Origin of the sequence: Streptomyces sp. NPDC058145, from assembly GCF_042884245.1 — a bacterium.
Taxonomy (GTDB): Bacteria; Actinomycetota; Actinomycetes; order Streptomycetales; family Streptomycetaceae; genus Streptomyces.
The window spans coordinates 17,594-37,362 of record NZ_JBHVUH010000029.1; the positions used below are offsets into that span (position 1 = coordinate 17,594).

The window sequence follows — 19,769 nt, forward strand, 5'->3', positions numbered from 1 at the left end:
CGGTGCCGTGCGGGGAGCGCCGCGGCACGCCTTGGGCCAAGGATGCTGGCCAAAGCCGGACTGCGCCACCAGCCGTCCCGCACTTGCCGGACACCGCGGACGAGCAGCAGGTGATACGAGTCGATCACGTGTACCTCCTGTCAGACGGCGCTTTTCAAGAATGCCGCCGATACCCCTGTGCCGCCACGACGACAGGGCCATCCAGCCCGACTGCCCCCTGGAGGAGACCCAGCACTACCTCCACTCCCTGCTCAGCCCACGGACCCAAGATCCCCAGCCACGGCGTCAACGAGGACGCCGCCCGGAGAGGTGCCCACCGCGGCGTCCGTGACCGAGACTTCCACCCGCAGCCGGACCGATTCCCGGTTCGCCCCCCGCACGATCTTGGCCGGCTGCTCACCGGCGAGGAAAGTGCTCATCACGCTCCCGGCCTCGCCTGTCCCGCCGACAGGTTCCGGCCTGCTGATCAGCCGGTTCACCGGCGGAGCGGCGAGCGGTCGCTGCCATCAGGAAAACACGCGCACTGTGGGATCCCCGCACAACGGCAACCCTGATCCGGCCGGGGCGCACTCGCTCTCGGAAAGACGCGTTATCGCTCCTCCTGGCCGCAGGCCGCACCTCATCCCGTCGGCCGGAGGCAATCCCCTCGAGCGCCGATCCCGTACCTACTGCGCCGGAGGCAATCCGTCCCCAGAGGGGGTGTGCCTCCGCATGGAGCCCGACTTTAGGGGTTACGGGCGGGACAATCGAACAGTTTCACCCGTCCACTGGCCGGAGCGCACCGTACCCACCCCGGCGCGAGTGCGGAACGGCCTTTCCCATTTCGCGTATACGTAAGACTCGGCGCCGGTCTGCGCGCTCAGTCAAGCGTCCTTGGCCGGCTACCCGTGGGGCCGAAGCCATGCTTTGGCTTACGGCCGCCGGTGCCCTTCTGGAGCCGCCATGAACTCCATCTCCGCCACCGACATCGCTCTGAGAGGACTGGGAGCGTGCTGTGCGGTCGGCAACACCGTTTTGCACGTTCTTCTCGTCCCGGATCACCTTGAGGAGAAGTTCTACATCGGGGTGCTGTTCGCCGTGGGCGGTGCCGTCATGCTCGTCGTGGCGGCCGCGCTCGTGGCCAGGAGTCGCCCCATGACCGCATGGCTGACGGGAGCGGCCGTCAGCCTCGGCATGATCATCGGATTTGGGCTGTCGCGCACCGTCGGGCTACCCGACGGCTACTACGAGCCCGGCTGGGAACCGCCGTATGGCCCGCTTTCCCTGATCGTCGAGGGCCTGTTCATCCTTGCGTTCCTCACCTGGCTGGGAGCCAGGCCGACGACGGGGGTCGGCTTGGTGCCATCACACAAGGCGGACACCGAGCGGACTGCACCCGCGCGCGTGACAGGGAGGAAGTGAGCGCCGAAACAGTTGCGCCTGCACACGCGGGTTCATGTCGATGCCGCCGGCGGCGCGGCCACCGGCAGGGGTCCATCTTCGGCCGCCCCGGCTCCGGCGAAACCCTGGCCCACACCCGCCCCGGACATCCGGCAGACCCAGGCCGCTCCTCGGCGTCCGGGCGGTCGCCGGTCAGGGCAGGGTCCAGAAGCGAACCGTGACGAAGTAGAAGACGGCAGCCCAGAAGGCCATGGCAACCGCGACGATACCGAGGCCTCGAAGGTTGGCCTTTGTCGCCTGTTCGTCAGGTGACGGCCGCAGCCAGCGCCCGAGCAGGGGGTTCACGTAGTAGGGCATGGTCAGGAAGCTCATGACGAAACTCGAGAGCAGGTTGCCCACGAGCAGGCCGATCCAGAGCGGCATGTGCAGCGGGAACAGAGCGAGCGTCAGCACCACGACGGTCGGGTACAGACCGACCCAGACGGCGAGGGAGGTCCTGGTCTCGGAGGGCGGCGGCGGTGCCTCCTTGCCGTTGCCCTCGAAGGCGAACCAACTGCCGAACGAGTTGTCGATCGTGTGCAGTCTGAAGTCCTTGAACTTCTCGCCCTCGGCCAGGACCTCCTGCCGTTGGGGCGACGTCAGCCAGGCGTCGAGGTGCTCGGCGCTGTCGTAGCGGTACAGCGTGGTCCATTCCTCCTGGAGGCCCTCGATGGGGCGGAAGAGCTCCGTCCCGCGAAACCCCTCGAACTTGCTCTCCTCCCGCACCATGTGGTGCTGCCAGTCGAGGAAGTCGTCGACCTGGTTCGGGGGGACGCGGTGGGTGACCACCACGGTGACCAGCGGATCCAGTGACTGGGTGCCACTGCTGACCACCTGCTGGGTCGCCGGACCGTCGAAGTACTTGGCGCCGACGTCGAGATATGTCTGCCTGGTCGCGCTGTTGATCCACGCCTGCAGATGGGCCACCGAGTCGAACCGGTACACGACGACCCAGTCGGGTTGCAGCGGTGTCGGCGGGGAGATCTCAGCACCTAGAAAGCCGGGGTAGTAGGCGGCCGCGGCGTTGAGGTTCTCCTGCCAGGACTCGTACTCCCGTTCCACCCCTGGCATGATCTTCTGGCCGATGATCGCCGTCGCCGTGGCGGCTACGTTCTTTTCGGTGTTCATGGTGGCTCAACCCGTCGGCACGGACTGCTCCGCGGGGAGCCGGCCGTAGATGCGTTCCGGAGTCAGCGGCAGCGCTCGGTAGCGGACGCCCGTGGCGTCATGCACCGCGTTCGCGAGCGCGGGGGCCACCGGGTTGACGCAGCACTCCGCCATGCCCTTCGCCCGCATGGGCCCCACCGAGTCCGCCGAGCCCACCAGGAGGACCTCGGTGCGGGGGATGTCGGCGTAGGTGGGGATGCGGTAGTTCCGGAGGTTCGGGTTGACCATGACGCCGTTGTCGTCGACGTGATGGTTCTCGGTCAACGCGAAGCCGAGTCCCTGGGCGACACCGCCCTCCACCTGTCCCCGGACCTGCGCCGGGTTGATGATCACCCCGGCGTCCGCCGCGTGCACGCTGTACAGGATGCGTATCTCACCCGTCACGCGGTGCACCGCGACCTGGAAGCCCTGCGTGTTGGAGGTGACGCTCCGGGGCGAGCCGTACGCCTTGCGTGCCGCGGTGAAACGGATTCCACGCGCCCGGGCCAGCGCGACGAGTTCGGCCAGCGACACCCGCCGGTCCCCGCAGACGACACCGTCGTCGTCCATCGTGCACATCACGACATGGACGCCCGTGTGTGCCGCGGCGAATTCCAGGACGCGGTCGCGCACGGCGTTGGCCGCCCGGAGGACCGCGTTGCCCGCCACGAAGAGGCCCGCGCTCGCGAAGGCACCGGTGTCGAATCCGGTGCGGTCGGTGTCGGACTGCACCAGCCGGACGCGCGACGGCGTCGTACCCAGCTGGTTGGCCGCGATCTGGACATGGGCTGTGGAGGTGCCCTCCCCGAACTCGACGGTTCCGACGGCCAGTTCGTAGATGAGATCGTCGCCCAACGTGACCCAGGCCTCGGAGAGGTGTTCCGTCGGGGGCGCGGTCTCGTGCAGCGAACTCGCCACGCCGGTTCCGACGAGCCACTCGGGGCCGGGAGGCGGCCGGTCGGCCGTACGGGCCATGGCGTCGTCCACCAGGTCGACGCACTTGGTGAGTCCGTCCTCGGTGAAGATCACGTCGTCGGGGCCGTCGTCCATGGCGACCAGGGGCTCACCCGGCCGCACGATGTTGCGTCGGCGCAGTTCCAGCGGGTCGATGTGGAGGGCGCGCGCCAACTCGTCCATCGCCGACTCGACGGCGAACGCCGGCTGCGTCATCCCGTAGCCTCGCAGCGCCCCGCTCGGCACGGTGTTCGTGTAGACGGAGTACGCGTCGTACTTCTTGTTGGGGCAGCGGTAGATCATGACGGCGGCTCCGCCCGCGTACGCCGTTTCGCCGCCGTGGTTGCCGTAGGCGCCCGTGTTCGACACGTTGCGTACCTGGAAGGCGGTGAGCGTTCCGTCGGCCTTCGCGCCGAGCTTGACCGTGAGAGTCATCGGATGCCGCGGCGAGGCCGTGGTGAACTCCTCCTCACGGGTGTACTCGAGGCAGGTGGGCCGCCCGGTGTCCAGGGTGGCGAGCGCGACCAGGTCCTCCGCGATCACCTCCTGCTTGCCGCCGAATCCCCCGCCGACGCGCTTGCAGAACACCCTGAGCTGGTCCGGGCGCAGCGCGAACAGGTACTCCAGTTTGACCTTCGCGATGGACGGTGACTGCGAACTGGTGCGGACGTTCAGACGGCCGTCCTCCATCCAGGCGATCGACCCATGGGTCTCCAGATGCGCGTGCTGCACCCGTGGTGAGAAGTACGTGCCTTCGTGGATCACGTCGGCCGCGGCGAATCCCGCGTCGACGTCGCCGATGTGCGAGTGGAGTTCGAGCAGGATGTTGTGGACGGGGTCCCGGACGAACGGATCGTGGGAGCCGTGCAGTTGGGGTGCGTCGTCGGTCATCGCCACCTCAGGGTCGAACACCGCCGGCAGCACCTCGTACTCGACCGCGAGACGCCGGCAGCCCTCCTCGGCCGCCCCGACCGTGTCGGCCAGCACCGCGGCGACGCGCTGGCCGGCGAAGCGGACCGTGTCCTCGAGGATGTAGGTGTCGTCCGGGTCGACCAGGTGGTCGGTGTGGATGGCCGTGGTGAAGCGTCTGCGGGGTACGTCCTGCCAGGTGTAGACCCGGTGCACACCGGGGACCGCGAGAGCCGCCCTCTTGTCGATCGAAAGGATCCGGGCGTGCGCGTGGGGTGAGTGCAGCACCTTGAGGTGCAGCATGCCGTCGATCCGCGTGTCCATGGTGAACTCGGCGTGACCCGTCACGACGTCATGGCCAGCGGGCGCGCCGACACTCGTCCCGACGGCCTTGCCAGGTGCTGCCGTCTCCACCGCGCTGACGCCCTTCACGGCGTCCTCGATCGCCCGGTACCCGGTGCAGCGGCAGAGGTTGCCCTTCAACGCCCGTGGCAGATCCGCCTTCTGCTCCTCGGTGAAGGTCGCCGACGTCATGATCATCCCGGCGGTGCAGAATCCGCACTGGAACCCCGGGGCGTCCTCGAACTGCCGCTGCATCGGGTGCAGGGCGCCGGGCCGTCCGAGGCCTTCGATCGTGGTGACCTCGCGGCCGTCCGCGCGGAACGCGGGGGTGATGCAACTGTGCACCGGTGTGCCGTCCAGCCACACCGTGCAGGCGCCGCAGTCGCCCGCGTCGCACCCCTTCTTGACGCCGAAATGGCCGAGTTCGCGCAAGAAGGTGCGCAGGCACTGGCCGGGGGCCGGTTCCCGGTCGAATTCCATGCCGTTCACGACGTAGCTCATGCGAGGTCCCCAGCCGTGAGTTCGCGGCATATCTCCTCGGCGAAGTGCCGTGCCAGATGGCGACGGTGGTCGGGAGTCCCGTTGGGATCGGCGAACCAGAGGCCGGCCGGCACGGCGTCGATGCTCTGTCGCACGGTTCGGACATCGGGCAGGGAGTCGAAGGCGATGCGGACCGGCCGTGTGGTGCCGGCGGTGACGGTGAGCAACAGGTCGCTCGCTGCCAGCCGTTGGGTGCCGACGAGGAACACCGTCGAACGGCCGAGCCGGGTCAGCGTGAAACGGCGGTGTGCGGTGCGTTTGCGCAGCGCGTGCTCCGGAATGGTGATGCGCCTGAGGATCTCCCCGGGGGCGAGAACGTTGCGGTGGTCGCCCGTGACGAAATCGAGGGCGTCGACGAAGCGCACGGAGCCGTCTGACGCCCATAGTTCGTACCGCGCCTCCAGCGCGACCGTCAGCGTGATCATCGGTCCGGCGGGCAAGGACATGCAGATGTTTCCGCCGACGGTCGCCGTGTTCCAGACCTTGAACGAGGAAAGGAATGCCTCACAGCTCTTCCGGAAGAGAATTCCGGAGGTCCAGCCCACCGGCCACGGAAAGGCGTACAGGTCGCGAATGGTGCATGTGGCGCCGATCTCCAGGCCCTGGTCCGTCCGGACAAGAGGTTCCCAACGCAACGCCGTCAGGTCGACCAGCCGTCGCAGGTCCGGCTGCTCCACGGAGTAGAGCCATGTTCCGCCTGCGAGCCAGGCGTCGCCCTCATGCCAGTCCATCCCTGGCCGCTCGGACGGTCGCCGGACTACTTCGGTGATGGTGTTGAGGTCCATGAGAACCGACCTACAGGAGAACGGACCTACGGGAAGCCAACTGTCCCGTGCCGCCTGCCGGCGTCGACCTCACGCTGACGAGCACACGTGAGCCGCCGTGCCGTACCGTTCGAGGCGGCTGAGCCGCGAGGTGCCGGCGGACGCAGACACAGGAAACAGGCACTTTCGCCACATTTTATCGCAGCATGCGTAGGTGGGCCTGGGGGCAGGGGGGCGTGTGCTGAGGGAGAAGCCCGCCTCGTGCAGGGTCCAGTCCACCGCCTCACCCCGGAACCGGGCCATGGCCCGGGCTGTAAGCACTTCAGTCGAGCGCCTCCGCCCGGAATCGGCCGACCGGCAAGCCATCCAGGGCCTTCATGTTCACCTGAACAGGGTCCGGCTCAATTTCCGTGATCGGTCACTGAGCGTGTCCGCTGCTGGGAAGAAGCAAGCCCCGTAGCACGGCGGCGACTCTGTCGGGGTGGCTGATGAAGGGTGAGTGGCTGGTGTGCCATGTCAATGTGCGGGAACAGCGCCTGCTCATCTCCCTCTGCAGTCCGGGTTGAGCATCTTGCTTCGGTTGCGTCCAGTTCAGGGCAGTGGACGAGGACGGCTTTGCGCCGAAGGCGTTCCGTCTCGGTGAGGATCTCGGGTCTGTGGAGCGTCTTCCTCAGGAAGCCGCATCGGCACGCCTCGCCCGCTCGAACGGTCCATCTCGCACCACTCCGGACGCATTCCGGTCAGGGTCGTGGTGAGGAAGTACGCGGCTCCGGAAGCGAGCAGCACCGGCGAGAGTCCGACCGAGGCCACCGCCGCCCCGGCGATCAGCCCTCCGAGAGGGATACCGGCCCAGGCCAGCGAGTCACCGAGTGCGTTGACCCGGCCCAGTATCCGGCGCGGCACCCGCTCGAAGAGGATGGCCCCCAGCACCGGGTTGAGGAAAGAGTTCTTCGCGAAGAACTCTTTGCGTTTTCTGGCCACCCGCCGAGTCACTGCCCGCCTGTCGGAGGTCACTGCCGCAGACGCAGGACGCGGTGACACGGACCAGCGCGTCGGTGGGCAGCTTGATGACGGAGTCCGGGACCTTCTCTACGCGGACGTCGCCGGCGCTGTACATGAGGGTTGCACGCATCAGGAATTCTCCAAGGTCGCGTAGCTGGTGGATCGGGTAGGAAAAACAGGGGATGTGGCGTGAGACTGCCGCGTCAGGGCGCTGAAGGGCCGTCCAGCGAGAGGAGGATCTCGCCGATCGCCTCGCGTTTGTCCAGCAACCGGTGTGCCTGAGGGGCTTCCGTCAGCGGCAGGGTCTTGAGGATGCATGGGCCCAGCGAGCCGTTCTTGATGCCCTCGATCACGTCCGGGGGCCCGGGAGAGCATCTCCTCGCGGGTTCCCAGGAAGTGCCGGAGACCACCACCGGACAGGGACAGTGAGCGTTCCATCAGCGCGTTGGGGCGAAATCGGGGGCGGGTCCGCCGGCCAGCACCGAAGGTCACGCGGAAGATCTCCAGAATGGTGGGCGCGGTGTCGGGTGCGTCGCCCGTGATTCCGTACAGCACCGAGCGAACGGCGACCTTGTCGCGGTCCACGAGCATGTCCTCGACGGTGACCCGGTTCCCGGGATGGGCCGCGAAGAGCGCGGAGCACCGCGGGCGACGACGGCAAGACCTTTCGTGACGACCACACGGGCTGTACTTCGACGACGAAGCTGTGGGTACTCGGCGCCCGGCGGTATCGCAGCGGAGCGAGGGGTGCCGTAATGGAAATGGTCATGAAACCTGTGCTTCCGCAGGACAGGAAGAACCAGCACGAGACCTTTGCCGTTCCCCATGCCGAGAACGGCGAGACCCGGGCACGGCAGCACGGGCACGACGCGGTGCACACGCGCCGCGTCCCGAAGGGCAGCCGGGCCGTCGCCGGCGCTGCTGCCGCAGCCCGGCAACCTGCTCACTTCGGTCCGCTCCCGCTCGACCCACAGCCCGGCTGAGGCACGACCATGCCTCACTCCCCGGGCGATGAGGGCGTCGTGTTGCACCTGATCGAGGCGAGTCACACCGTCGCACTCGAGCAGTTGCCCGGCCTCATCGCCGATCACGCCGCCCGCCTCGGTATGACGGATGTCGCACTGTTCGCCGTGGACATCCGGGAAACGGTGCTGCGGCAGATCACCGGACATGGACTGGACGCGGCAGGCGGCGGCGACGAGGTCAAAGTCGACGGAACGCTGCCCGGGCGCGCCTATCAGAGGGTCGACCTGCTGGCCGAAGCGGCACGCGACGGACGTGGCCCGCGCCGGTGGTGGGCACCGGTGACCGACGGCGTAGAACGGCTCGGCGTGCTCCGCGCGGACGTCGAAGCCGGCGACGACGACAGCGCGCGGCACCTGTTGCGGCATCTGGCGTCGGTGGCGGCGCTGCTACTGCTGAGCAAGCGCTCCTTCAGCGACTCCTTCGCCCGCCTGGTGCGTACCGACCCGATGAACGTCGCCGCGGAAATGCAGTGGAACCTGATGCCGCCACCCGCCTTCGCCGGCAACGACATCACCATCGGCGGCCTGGTGGAACCCGCCTACGAGGTGGGCGGTGACGCCTTCGACTACGCCATCGCCGGCCATAGCGCGTACATGACCGTCTTCGACGCGATGGGCCATGACATCAGGGCAGGGATCACCGCGAATCTGGCGATGGCCGCCTGCCGCAACGCCCGCCGCCAGGGCGCGTCCCTTACCGAGACCAGCCAAGCCGTCGAGGACATGCTCGCCCGTCACCTGGGCACCAGTCGCTACGTCACCGGCATCCTGGCCGAGCTGGACCTGGACAGCGGGCAGCTGACCTGGGTCAACCGCGGCCACCCGCTGCCTCTGCTGGTCCGCGGCCGACGCCGGGTGATGGAGCTTAAATGCTCACCCGCCGGTCCCATGGGCACCGACCTGGGCCTGCCCATCACCCAATGCAACGACCGGCTCGAGCCCGGCGACCGCCTGCTGCTGTACACCGACGGCATCGTCGAAGCCCGCGACGCCCACGGCCAGGAGTTCGGGCGCGACCGGTTCGTCGACTGGATCATCCGCCACCACTCCGACCAGCAGACCCTGCACGAAACGCTGCGCCGCCTGATGCAAGCCGTGCTCGGCCACCACTCCGGGCGGCTCGACGACGACGCCACCGTTCTGCTCGCCGAATGGCGCGTCGGCCACCAGCACGAACTCACCCCCTGACCTCTGCAGGCGACGGCCATGACACACCACGGCACACCCCACCACACAGACGTGAACCTGCGTGTCAGCCAGGCGGCAGCCGACGCGTACGTCATCGAGGTGGCGGGAAATCTCGACCGCTACACCACGCACCAGCTGGACACCACCATCGACCACGTCCTCGCGGTGGGCGCACTCACCGTTCTGATAGACCTGAAGCTCACCACCTTCCTGGACTCCTCCGGCCTCAACAGCCTCATCTCCGGCTACCACGCCGCCACCCGCGCCCACGCCCGTCTCGCACTGATCGCACCGAGTACGAGCGTGCACCGCATGCTGTCCATCACCGGGATCGGGCGCATCCTGCCGACCTTCCCCACCACCGACACGGCCCTGACCCGACCGGGTGAGCCACCGTCCTGACCGGCGCCTTCGCCGGCCCTTGTCCTCGGGGGGCGGCATCCGGGTGTGTCAGGTCGATGACGTCGACCGTGCAGACGTGTCCGCTCATCCGGCTCGCCGAGAGTCAGGCATGGGCGTGGCGCGGCCCACTCGTCCTCCGTGAAGTGGCGTGGTGGGTGGGGCCGGCCGGGATCGCGGCCTGAAAGCGCTGCAGCCACAGGGTGGTCGCCGCCAGGAGGCCTGCGAAGATGACGAGGAGGAGGGCCGATACCCACATCTGCCGACTCCCGGGAGACTGCCAACCCGTCCAGGCGGTTGATGCAGCCCACAGCAGAGCGCCCACCGCGTAGAAGGCGCGAACCCGGCGCAGTTGCCGCACGGCCCGCACGGACATGAGATCAGTTGTGGATGCCATGCCGGCCCGTGTACCCCGTTGGACGCTGTTCAGCGCTGCGGGATCGTCCCTGCCGCTCGCCTCACCCGTGCTCTTGCTGCTCGGTGTCCCCTTCGAAGTCGCGCCGTGGCGGCGCACCCTGGTCTTCTACCAGCCCCGCGTCGTCAGGGAGGTCCAGAACGGTGCCGCAGTGCTTGCACAGGCTCCCGTCCTCGGTCGGCGTGCCGCACGCCTTGCAGAAACGGTTGCCCTTTTCGTTTTCTGTCTTCTGCGTCATGACTCTCCGGAACAGGGGTGGACAGTGACGGGTGCGGAGTACCCATGACCTCGGCGGAGAACCCCTGGCGTGTCCCCCGCACCGGCCGTTCGCGCACGTATGTCCGTCGTCCGCAACGGTGCCCTTGACGTATCCAGGCGCCATGACCGCGCGCCAGGGAAGCTGCCTGGAGCCCGCTGACAGCCTTGAGGCGCGACGCCTGGATCGGTGGCAGACGGGCCAGTTGGTCACCCGAACTACCTCTGGCCCCCCTTATGGACACCCCATGAGGCGACGTGCTCTCATTCTGGGTGCGTGATTTCCATCGTTGAAAGAGCAGGCGGCTCGTTCTGAAGAGGCCGCATGCCCCTGGTACTTCTGCACCTCGCCCTCCGGGAAACAGACGCACCCTGCTCAGTGCCGTCGGAGCCACGACGTGCGCAGGACGGATGAGCCGCCCGGCCGACAGGAGAACGGAGTTGCGTATGCCAGCCCCATGGACAAGGCGCCGGCCCAGATCAAGGCAGCGGCTGGCGGGAGGCGCCGTTGCCCTCGTCACGACCGCTGCGATGGCACTGACCCACACCAGCGCGGCAGCGGCAGGAGCCGCGCCACGTGCTCACATCCCGAGCGTCTCGTCAGGGGACGCCCGCTTCGAGATTCTCTCGCCGACCCTGATCCGCACCGAGTACGCGGGAGACCAAAGGTTCACCGACGAACCGACGTTCAACGCGATCGGCCGCAGCGGATTCACACCGGCGGCCTACACCACCACCACGTCCGACGGCTGGCTCACCATCAAGACGAGCGCCATGACACTGCGCTACCGGGTCGGCTCCGGACCGTTCGACGCCCAGAACCTCTCCATACAGCTGACAGCAGGCAGCACACCGGTGACCGCCACCCCGTGGCACCGCCTGACCTGCGGACTGGGCGCGTTGTGTGAAGCCGAGAATCTGCAGCTCAGCGGAGTCTCCGTGGCCTCCGACCACAGCGGGCACACCGGAACCGGTTTCGCGGCGGGCTTCGAAGGCACAGGCAGCTCGGCGTCCGCTGACATCGATGTCAGTACTGCCGGGACCTACCAGTTGGGCGTGAAGTACGCCAACTCCCGTGGCGGTGACGGCCAGACCGAGCCCCGCACGCTGACCCTGACCGTGGACGGCGGCGCGCGGCAGACGGTGACCCTGCCGACCACGGCTGACTGGGACACGTGGGGCCTGGTCACCGAGAGCCTCCAACTCGGCGCAGGACACCACACCGTCGCCCTGACCCGGACCGCCTCGGATTCCGGTGACGTCAATCTGGACAGCGTGGCACTCGTACGGCCGGGAGACCCCTATCCGCCACTCTCGGCCACCGCGATCCCGGACTGCCGTTTCGGCGTGAGCTGTGAGGCGGAGGCCGCACGGATCGGCGGCACGGCGGTCAGTGCCACGGACCACGCGGGATACGCGGGCACCGGCTTCGTCGCCGAACTCAACCAGGGAGCAAGCTTGTCGACCCATGTGGTCGGCGTGCCCACCGACGGCGTCTACACCCTCCGGGTGCGGTACGCCAACGGTCCGGGCGGCGACGGCCGGCACGAGGCCCGCACCGCCACCGTCAGCGCGGGCGGCGCCACCGGCACCCTGACGTTCCTGGCGACGAAGGACTGGGACGACTGGCAGACGGCCTCGGTACCCGTGACCCTCAAAGCGGGCGCGGATGACATCACCCTCGGCTGCCCGGACACGGCCAGTTGCCACGTCAACGCGGACACCGTCTCCGTGGCCGGCCCGGAGGCGGCCCCACCCCCGCCGCATGTCGCGCTCGGCGGGTACCGCCGGGGCCTGGACGGAGTGAGTGGCAATACGCCTATCGTGACCACGCCCGGCCTGCTCAACAAGGACGGGTGGTATCTCCTGGACGACACGTCATCGGCCCTGTACGACACCGCGGCGCGGAAGGTCACACAGCGGGCCGGCCACGGCGGCACTCCCTACCAGGACGGCTATGCCTTCGGCTTCGGACACGACTACAAACAGGCGCTGACAGACCTGGCCGCCTTGACCGGGCCGCCCGCCCTGCTGCCTCAATGGGCCTACGGTGTCTGGTACTCCGAGTACGTCGACCGCACCGCGGCCGACTACAAGGACAAGATCCTGCCGGCGTTCCGAGCCGAGGGCGTTCCGCTGGACGTCCTGGTCACCGACACGGACTTCAAGGCCGTGAACAACTGGAGCGGCTGGGAAATGGATCCCGCCAAGTTCCCCAATCCCAAGGGCTTCTTCGACTGGTCGGCCTCCCAGGGACTGCACAACACGCTCAACGTGCATCCCAGCATCCTCGCCTCCGATCCCCAGTTCGCCCAGGCGCAGGCCACGGCCAAGGGCAAGCTGGCGAAGGGAGGTTGCGCCTCGGGCGCCGGCGTCCAGGACAACTGCTACACCTTCGACCTCGGCGACCCCGACCAGCTCAAGGCGTACATGGACCTGCATCGCACCATGGATCAGCAGGGCAACGACTTCTGGTGGCTCGACTGGTGCTGCGACGCGTCGCAGTCCTCGTTGCCGGGCGTGACCCCGGACGCCTGGATCAACCAGCAGTACGCCGCCGCCGGCCCCGACGACCGGGGCTTCGTCCTTTCCCGGGCCTACGGCTCACTGCAGGCCGGCGGATACAGCGGCCAACAGGCCCTGCCGACCGGGCCGTGGGCGGACAAGCGCACGACCGTCCACTTCACCGGCGACACGTCTTCCACATGGGGCGTGCTGAGGCAGGAGGTCGGCTACACGCCGGGCGAGTCCGCCGCGACGGGGATGGCAGCCATCACGCACGACATCGGCGGCCACAACGACACGACGGGACTGACCGGTTCGGAGACATACACGGACGGCGGCAAGCTCCGCACCACGTACAAGCTGCCCGACGACCTGTACGCACGCTGGGTCCAGTTCGGCGTGTTCCAGCCGATCGACCGCCTGCACAGCAATCACAGCGACAGGCTGCCCTGGCAGTACGGGACGGCGGCACGGCAGTCGGCCGACAAGTTCCTCAACCTCCGTGAAAACCTGGTGCCTTACACCTATTCACTCGCCGAGGAGGCGCATCGCACCGGCGTGCCGATCGTCCGCCCCATCTATCTCGAGTACCCGGACGAGCCGCAGGCGTACGCCGTCGCGAACAGCGAGTACCTCTACGGCTCCGACGTACTGGTCGCCCCGGTGACCACGCCGGGTGACTCCGCCACCACGTCGGTGTGGTTCCCGCCCGGCCAGTGGACCGACTACTTCACCGGGAAGACCTATACGGGCGGAACCACCCATGACATCACCACCGCCCTGAACTCGATGCCGGTGTTCGTCAAGGCCGGCGGCATCCTGCCCACGCGCACGCGCAACGTCGCGCACAACGACCGCAACGCCTTGACCGACGTCACGCTGACCATCTCCACCGGCGCCTCGGGCTCGTACAGCCTCTACGAGGACAACGGGGCCACCGCGGCGAAGAGCGCCACGACGAGGATCCGTTACAGGCAGACCGGATCGCGTCACACCGTGTCGATCAGCCCGGTGAAGGGCGCGTATCCGGGACAGGTCGACAAGCGCCGGTGGACACTGACGTTCCTGGGGAGCGAGGCACCCGCCAAGGTGTCCGCCGACGGGGCGAAGCTCTCCCCCGACGCGTACCACTGGGACGGCGACACCGGGATGCTGACCATCACCCTCCCGCGGCACAGCGTGCACACCCCCATCACCGTCACCTACCGGTAGGACGGCAGGGACAGCCGCGGCTGCGGCCGCCCGCGGACCGGCGCGAACCTGCGCTCCCGGGCGGCCGCATCACGTCCGGTCCCTGGGCCCAAGCGCCCCACCCCGCCCTGAATGGGGTCAGCTCTGGGCGGTGGGCCGGACCACTATCTCGTTCACGTCCACGGTCGCAGGCTGCTCGATGGCGAACGCGATGGCTTGGGCGATCGCCTCGGGCGGGATCGCGATCCGGTCCCGCATCTTCGTGATCTCTGCTCGGACCTGCGGATTCGTAGACGCCTCAGCGAAGTCGGTCTCTACTGCGCCGGGCGAGACGGTGGTCACCCGCAGAGAATCGCCCGACTCCTGGCGCAGGCCTTCGCTGATGGCACGGACCGCGAACTTCGTGCCGGCGTAGACCGCCATGCTCGGAACGATCCGAAATGCGGCCGTGGACGCGAGGGTGATGAAGTGGCCCGTGCCCTGGGCCCGGAAGACGGGCAGCGCGGCTCCGATTCCGTGCAGCACGCCCTTGATGTTGACGTCGACCATCTGGTCCCACTCGTCGACCCGTAGATCGTCCAGAGGCGAAATCGTGCCGGACCCCGCGTTGCTGACCAGCACGTCGAGTCGACCGAATCGCTCGCCGGCCAGTGCGACCAGGGCGTGCAAGTCCTCCCGTCGGGTCACGTCCGTGCGGGTCTGCACGGCCGTGCCACCCGACTTCTCGATCCGCGCCACCAGTTCCGCGAGGCGCTCGGACCGGCGCGCGCCAAGGACGAGCCGCGCGCCCCGCTCCGCAAGCAGCAGTGCGGTCGCCTCGCCGATGCCACTGCTGGCTCCCGTGATCGCCACGACCTTGCCGTCGATTCCCGACACCATCTCCGCCTCTTCCTTCTGCCCTACCGGTAGCCGGTGACCTACTGGCCATCGGTGAGAGCCGCACCTAATACTCGGATCCAGTCTGTGCCGTCCTTAACCTGGTATCCAGAAGCTGCCTATTCTGGAACCAGAGGTGCCATCCACCATGCAGAGTCAGCCGAATCAGCGCCGTGAGCTGGGCGCTTTCCTTCGCAGCCGCAGAGAGCGGATCACCCCGGACGAGGTCGGACTGCCACACAGCGGCCGACGACGGACCCCGGGCCTGCGCCGGAAAGAGCTCGCGCTGCTCGCCGGGATCAGCGCCACCTGGTACACGTACCTCGGGGCAGTCGCTCGACGCAGCCGAGGCCGCCGGCGACTTCACCTACAAGACGGTTGAGCAGGGCGCCGCGACCAGCATCGTCGCGGCCGTCTCCCCGGCCTTCGCCCACTCCGGCGGCCATTACCTTGATGCCACACAAGAGGCTTACACCGTGCCGAACGACGCCGACCTCGCGCACCATCCCCACGGTGTCAAGGAATGGGCGCTCGATCCCGCCCTCGCCGAGCGCCTCTGGGCAGTCTCGACGAATCTACTGCGCGCCCAGCGCGAATGACTTCCCACCATGATCCACTATCCATCACCGTCGGCCGACCGACCCCGGATGATGTGCACTCCGCGCAAACGTCAACTCGGCCACTTCAGACAGCGCTTCCGATCAAGCCGCATCCGGTTCCCCATGTGTGTGCGAAGCAGAAATGGCGGAAGCAGCAGCAATCAGCAACGATGAGGGAACCCCATGATCAGCTGGGTGGTGCGACCGGACGGTGGCCGTCCGGAGGGTCGCAGCTGCGCGCATGTGTTGGATGCAGCCTCGGCACCGGTGCCCCAGAGCGGCGTGTGCCAGGAGTGCGTAGCCCGAGGGCACGGCGGAGGGCGCCTGCGGCTCTGTCTGACCTGCGGGCACATGGGATGCTGCGACAGTTCGCCGGGCGCCCATGCCACCGCTCATTACGAATCGACTGGGCACCCTCTCATACGCTCCACGGAATCAGGGGAAGTATGGGCCTGGTGCTACGTCGACGAGGTTTACCTGCAACCCGCAGGGTCCGCATGACCAGCATCCAGGTCTGGGCGGAGTGAGGACGCCCGCTCGGTGCGCCTCGTAGAGGGGTGCGGGGAGCACGGACGGGAGCCGGCGGGTCACATGCGGGGCGGGGGCCGTTGCGCGACGGTCATTCGGGTACCGGTCTGCCCCATACGTCGGCGACTACGGCCGACCGCGCAGCCCAGGATCCGACCTCCGTCCGCGTCAGAAGAGTGTCGCTCCAGCCGCCGGCGGGCCGTCGTCGTAGACGAGGAGGCCGTCGTCCCGAAGGCGCACGCCCTGCGTCGGGGTGTGCGCGGTGAGGCGACCGTCGTGCATCAGATGGAGGACGCTCGCGCCCCGGGCCAGCACGGCGAAGTCGGCGATCAAGCGCCGGTGACAGCGCCACCACACCGCCTCGCTGCACATCACCGCGGTCCGTGTCTCGCCTGCCTGCTGCATCAGCGCATCCATCGCGGTGACGAACTCGGGGCTGCGGGTGTGAGCGGCGTAGCCGCGGAACGAATCATTGCGCCAGATGGTGTCGGGCGAGTCGGGTGCCGGCTTGCGCCAGCCGCCCAGACGTTGCTCCCACCGGTAGGCGATGTTCGCCTCGGGCATCCACTGCGCCAGGCGCTGCCGTGACAGCTCCGGATTCCGGCGGCTGCCGGGGGCGGTTCTGACGTCCACCACGGCGGTGACACCCCTTGCTGGAGCAGGCCGGTCAGCGTGGTCCGGTCCGCTGTGCTGTGACCGAACGTGACCAGCTCTGGCCCGGGCTTCGGAGGCCCGCTGCCGGGGTCCGCCTTGTCGTTACGCATCACTCATGCCATTCGCCGGCTCCGGCACGCTCCGGATGTGGTCATGCAAACGAGCGCGGCTCACGTCCGTCGAGTACCCAGGACTGGGCCGATGGCCGCCTCTGCCTCACCCCGTCCGGCACTCGTAGAGGCCGCCGGTCTCGTTGTTCATGTTGGCGGCGCTCACGTATCCCGTCTCCTGGAACGGGATGCCGGTCGGAATCTTGTAGTACTCCTGGTGGTCGGCGCCGTAGGTCCAGCAGAGCAACCGCAGTCGGGTGGCCCGGTGGCAGGTGAACAGGATGTCGTCCAGGGCGTAGTCGGGGCGGCTGCGGACCGGGGTGTCGTTCTTGCAGTTGGCGTAGACGTCGTCGTCGGCTTTGACGGCGGGGGCGGCGGCGGTCGCGGGTGTGGCCCACGCGCAGGCGGCCAGAGCGGTGCCGGTGACGGCGGTCGCGGCAACGGGTGAACGCAGGAGGCGAAGCAGGGTCATAGGGAGGTCCTTCCTGAGTGCTTGCTGCGTTGGGGGCTTCTTCGGAGTGGGGCGTGGCCGCTCGCCTCGGCGGTGTGACACGCCATCGGCAGCCGCTGGGAGGTAGGTGAGGGGCACGCAGGTCGACGGGTTCGGATGTTCAGAAGGGGCGGCGGATGCTGATGGCGATCTTCTCCGTGGTCATCCGAGGGCGTTCCAGAAGGTGCAGTGGTGGCGGGACCGCACCGTGCGGGTGGGGACGATGTGGTCCGGTGCCAGGGACAGCACCGTCTGCCGGGGCCAGGGCGGTGACGACGGGCCGTTCGGGTCGGCGGTGCGGGCGAAGCGGGTCCAGTAGTCGATCATGATGTCGGCCAGCCGGTGCTGTGCCGGGGTCAGGTCTCGGGGGCGGCCGCCCAGGTCGAACAGGTAGGGCAGTTCGCTCGCGTGCGGAGCGCCCAGCGGGAACGGCGGCGTGCCCGGGGTGAGCGGCGGAGCGTGCTCGTCGGCGAACTCGTAGCCCCAGACGGGAACATGGGCGGCGAGGAGGCTCTCGGTGCGCGCGGTCGGGCAGGCGAAGTTGGCATCGCCGATGACCGCGCCGAACACCGGACCGCCGTCGGTGCGGTGCACCGGATACTCGTGGACGATCGCCTTCGCCTGCCCCGGGCCGGGGAAGAAGGCGGCCACGATGTCGGGCCAGGTGTAGGGAGTGACGGGATTGCCTGCCTGGATGATCCCGGCGGCCCAGCCGTTGCCCTCGTCATGGTTGTTGCCGATCAGCACGGGGACCGTGTGGAAGCGGCCGCCGGCGATCGCCGCAGCGGGGTCGCTGGGCAGCAACGGGGTGGTGTGAGCCGGTTGTTGGTCGGTGTCCTGGGCTGCGAGGAGACGGGAGACGTCGAGGCGCCGCAGGCAGGCCATCACGTCGCGGGCGGAGCCGCAGCCGGCCTTGGCCGCGAAGTCCGCGCCCGTAGCGCGCGCTGTGGACAGGGGGACGGAGGAGGGTGCGAAGGGCCGGTCCGGGCGGCCGGCGCAGGGGCCGCTGCCGATGATCGCCCGGTCGAAGAGGCCCGCGGCGGCGGGTGAGGCGAGCTGGGCGCAGACGCTGTATCCGCCCGCCGACTCGCCGGCCAGTGTCACGTTGTGCGCGTCGCCGCCGAAGGCGCCGATCTCGGCACGGACCCAGCGCAGCGCCGCCTGCTGGTCGGCCAGGCCGAAGGTGCCGGAGCCCGGCAGCCCGCCGTGTGCGAGGAACCCGAGGGCCCCGAGGCGGTAGTTGACTGTGACGACCACGACGTCGCCGCGGGTGGGCATGCGGTGGGCGTCGTAGGAGCTGCCCGCTCCGGTGGTGAAACCGCCGCCGTGCAGCCACACGATCACCGGCCGGGGGCGCGCCGGTCCGGCGCCGTCCGGCGTGGTGACGTTCAGGTGGAGACAGTCCTCGTCGGTGCTGCCGCCGGGCACCTCACCGGCCGGCTGTGGACAGGCGCTCGCGGGCCGGGTCGCGTCCCTTACCCCGGGCCAGTGAGCCGCGCGATGGGGCGGTGCCCAGCGCAGCCTGCCGACCGGGGGCGCCACGTAGGGAATGCCTTCGAAGGTGCGGTAGCCGTCGTGGACGGCGCCCCGCACCAGACCGTCGTGGGTGCGAACCGTCATGGCGACGGCGGGCCTGGAGGTGACGGCGGTCCGGGCGGGCTGCGTCGGTGGTGCTACGGAAGACCAGGCCGTCGCGAGGACGGCGGTCAGGGCGCAGCTCAGGGTGGTCAGGACGCGGTGCATGGTCATCGTCTCCCCATCCGGGCAGGTCAGCTCCCGCCCATGCCGCCCTGTGCGGCGATCATGGTGGTCGGCAGTGCGCGTACCGCTCTCTCGAGGCCGGGCGCGAGAGCGGCGAGGGTCCCCGTGCAGGCGTCGATACGGGTCCGGTAGGTCTTGTGGTCCTGCCGGGAGACGACCGAGCGGACACCGCCCGCCGCGGCGAGCGCCAGCAGCGCGGCATCGGCGGCGGGGATCTCCCGTACGGGTCCGTCCCCGTGCAGCGCCGCGGATACGCGGGCGTGCAGCGCGGCGGGCACGGCGCGGTCCGTCACGGTCAGCCGTCGGGTGCCGAACGGGGTGCGGGGCTCCTTGACGGTCAGGAGACCCGCCGCGGCGAGCCGGTCCTCCACTTGCGTCAGGGTCCGCTTGCGGTCGCTGCGCATGAGGTGCCTCCAGCCGTGCGCGGCGGCGGCCTCGCGCAGCACGCCGTCCAGGACGGGGTCGCCGGTCGGCTTGGTCCCGGACACGGTGACCGTGCCGTCCTCCTCCCCCAGCCGGCCGCGCAACACGAGGTCTGTCAGGGCTGCGGCACGGACCAGCAGCTGTGTCCGGGGTCGGTCGTAGGGGCCTTCGGCCGCATCGTCGTGGGCGAGCAGATACATCAGGCAGGGCAGGTCGTCGATCACACCTCGACGCTACGGCCGGCCACACCGCCCGCGGATCGGCCATGGGAGCG

Annotated in this window: 16 protein-coding genes and 4 pseudogenes; 8 read left to right on the forward strand and 12 right to left on the reverse strand. The window is 68.8% G+C overall.

All coding sequences use genetic code 11. From position 1 onward, the window contains the following. Positions 1–251: 251 nt before the first annotated feature. Entirely contained in the window at positions 252–419 is a 168-nt protein-coding gene (locus ACFVVO_RS37055) for a hypothetical protein (RefSeq protein ID WP_390061101.1), read from the reverse strand. 523 nt (positions 420–942) lie between these two features. On the opposite strand from ACFVVO_RS37055, the gene ACFVVO_RS37060 reads away from it, so the two are divergent. Further along, on the forward strand, positions 943–1,401 hold the full coding sequence (locus ACFVVO_RS37060) for a hypothetical protein (RefSeq protein WP_390061103.1): 459 nt from the start codon (positions 943–945) through the stop codon (positions 1,399–1,401). Positions 1,402–1,572: 171 nt separating this feature from the next. On the opposite strand, the gene ACFVVO_RS37065 is transcribed toward ACFVVO_RS37060, so the two are convergent. The 5 genes and pseudogenes from ACFVVO_RS37065 to ACFVVO_RS37085 all read right to left on the reverse strand — a co-directional run bounded on the left by ACFVVO_RS37065 (position 1,573) and on the right by ACFVVO_RS37085 (position 7,429). Further along, entirely contained in the window at positions 1,573–2,547 is a 975-nt protein-coding gene (locus ACFVVO_RS37065) for an antibiotic biosynthesis monooxygenase (RefSeq protein WP_390061104.1), read from the reverse strand. Between the two features lie 6 nt (positions 2,548–2,553). Then, a complete protein-coding gene (locus ACFVVO_RS37070; protein WP_390061105.1) occupies positions 2,554–5,271 on the reverse strand; it encodes a molybdopterin-dependent oxidoreductase in 2,718 nt (905 codons plus the stop codon). Further along, positions 5,268–6,095, reverse strand: a complete 828-nt coding sequence (locus ACFVVO_RS37075) for an FAD binding domain-containing protein (RefSeq protein ID WP_390061106.1) — start codon at positions 6,093–6,095, stop codon at positions 5,268–5,270. The genes ACFVVO_RS37070 and ACFVVO_RS37075 overlap by 4 nt, the downstream gene beginning before the upstream one ends. Before the next feature lie 570 nt (positions 6,096–6,665). Beyond that, positions 6,666–7,016: pseudogene (locus ACFVVO_RS37080) on the reverse strand (hypothetical protein); the annotation flags it as partial. Between the two features lie 263 nt (positions 7,017–7,279). Continuing rightward, positions 7,280–7,429 (reverse strand): hypothetical protein, encoded by a 150-nt coding sequence (locus ACFVVO_RS37085; protein WP_390061107.1) that lies wholly within the window; start codon positions 7,427–7,429, stop codon positions 7,280–7,282. Positions 7,430–7,843: 414 nt separating this feature from the next. On the opposite strand from ACFVVO_RS37085, the gene ACFVVO_RS37090 reads away from it, so the two are divergent. The 3 genes from ACFVVO_RS37090 to ACFVVO_RS37100 are packed head-to-tail and all read left to right on the forward strand — an operon-like array spanning position 7,844 to position 9,691. After that, on the forward strand, positions 7,844–8,059 hold the full coding sequence (locus ACFVVO_RS37090; RefSeq protein ID WP_390061109.1) for a hypothetical protein: 216 nt from the start codon (positions 7,844–7,846) through the stop codon (positions 8,057–8,059). A gap of 39 nt (positions 8,060–8,098) precedes the next feature. Further along, positions 8,099–9,289, forward strand: a complete 1,191-nt coding sequence (locus ACFVVO_RS37095; RefSeq protein ID WP_390061111.1) for a PP2C family protein-serine/threonine phosphatase — start codon at positions 8,099–8,101, stop codon at positions 9,287–9,289. Positions 9,290–9,340: 51 nt separating this feature from the next. Continuing rightward, positions 9,341–9,691 (forward strand): STAS domain-containing protein, encoded by a 351-nt coding sequence (locus ACFVVO_RS37100; RefSeq protein ID WP_390061112.1) that lies wholly within the window; start codon positions 9,341–9,343, stop codon positions 9,689–9,691. A gap of 455 nt (positions 9,692–10,146) precedes the next feature. On the opposite strand, the gene ACFVVO_RS37105 is transcribed toward ACFVVO_RS37100, so the two are convergent. After that, the gene (locus ACFVVO_RS37105) at positions 10,147–10,341 is read right to left on the reverse strand and encodes a zinc ribbon domain-containing protein (RefSeq protein ID WP_390061114.1); all 195 of its coding nucleotides are present in this window, start codon (positions 10,339–10,341) and stop codon (positions 10,147–10,149) included. 548 nt (positions 10,342–10,889) lie between these two features. On the opposite strand from ACFVVO_RS37105, the gene ACFVVO_RS37110 reads away from it, so the two are divergent. After that, positions 10,890–14,075, forward strand: a complete 3,186-nt coding sequence (locus ACFVVO_RS37110) for a TIM-barrel domain-containing protein (protein ID WP_390061115.1) — start codon at positions 10,890–10,892, stop codon at positions 14,073–14,075. Positions 14,076–14,192: 117 nt separating this feature from the next. Here the strand turns inward: ACFVVO_RS37110 and ACFVVO_RS37115 are convergent, their stop codons facing one another. Beyond that, entirely contained in the window at positions 14,193–14,930 is a 738-nt protein-coding gene (locus ACFVVO_RS37115) for an SDR family oxidoreductase (protein ID WP_390061138.1), read from the reverse strand. Positions 14,931–15,078: 148 nt separating this feature from the next. On the opposite strand from ACFVVO_RS37115, the pseudogene ACFVVO_RS37120 reads away from it, so the two are divergent. The 3 genes and pseudogenes from ACFVVO_RS37120 to ACFVVO_RS37130 form a co-directional block, all read left to right on the forward strand. Continuing rightward, a pseudogene (locus ACFVVO_RS37120) lies at positions 15,079–15,255 on the forward strand (transcriptional regulator); the annotation flags it as partial. A gap of 4 nt (positions 15,256–15,259) precedes the next feature. Further along, positions 15,260–15,529 (forward strand): annotated as a pseudogene (locus tag ACFVVO_RS37125) (oxidoreductase); the annotation flags it as partial. Between the two features lie 183 nt (positions 15,530–15,712). Beyond that, positions 15,713–16,030, forward strand: coding sequence for a UBP-type zinc finger domain-containing protein (locus tag ACFVVO_RS37130; RefSeq protein ID WP_390061117.1), 318 nt, complete (start codon positions 15,713–15,715; stop codon positions 16,028–16,030). Between the two features lie 195 nt (positions 16,031–16,225). Here ACFVVO_RS37130 and ACFVVO_RS37135 read toward each other — a convergent pair. From ACFVVO_RS37135 to ACFVVO_RS37150, 4 genes and pseudogenes are all read right to left on the reverse strand, one after another. Continuing rightward, positions 16,226–16,821, reverse strand: a pseudogene (locus ACFVVO_RS37135) (DUF488 family protein). Between the two features lie 106 nt (positions 16,822–16,927). Next, positions 16,928–17,293 (reverse strand): hypothetical protein, encoded by a 366-nt coding sequence (locus ACFVVO_RS37140; protein WP_390061119.1) that lies wholly within the window; start codon positions 17,291–17,293, stop codon positions 16,928–16,930. A gap of 180 nt (positions 17,294–17,473) precedes the next feature. Then, positions 17,474–19,060 carry a carboxylesterase/lipase family protein gene (locus ACFVVO_RS37145; RefSeq protein ID WP_390061121.1) on the reverse strand — a complete coding sequence of 529 codons (1,587 nt, stop codon included), beginning with the start codon at positions 19,058–19,060 and terminating at the stop codon, positions 17,474–17,476. A 20-nt stretch (positions 19,061–19,080) separates the two neighbouring features. Then, the gene (locus tag ACFVVO_RS37150; RefSeq protein WP_390061122.1) at positions 19,081–19,719 is read right to left on the reverse strand and encodes a GPP34 family phosphoprotein; all 639 of its coding nucleotides are present in this window, start codon (positions 19,717–19,719) and stop codon (positions 19,081–19,083) included. Between the last annotated feature and the right edge of the window lie 50 nt (positions 19,720–19,769).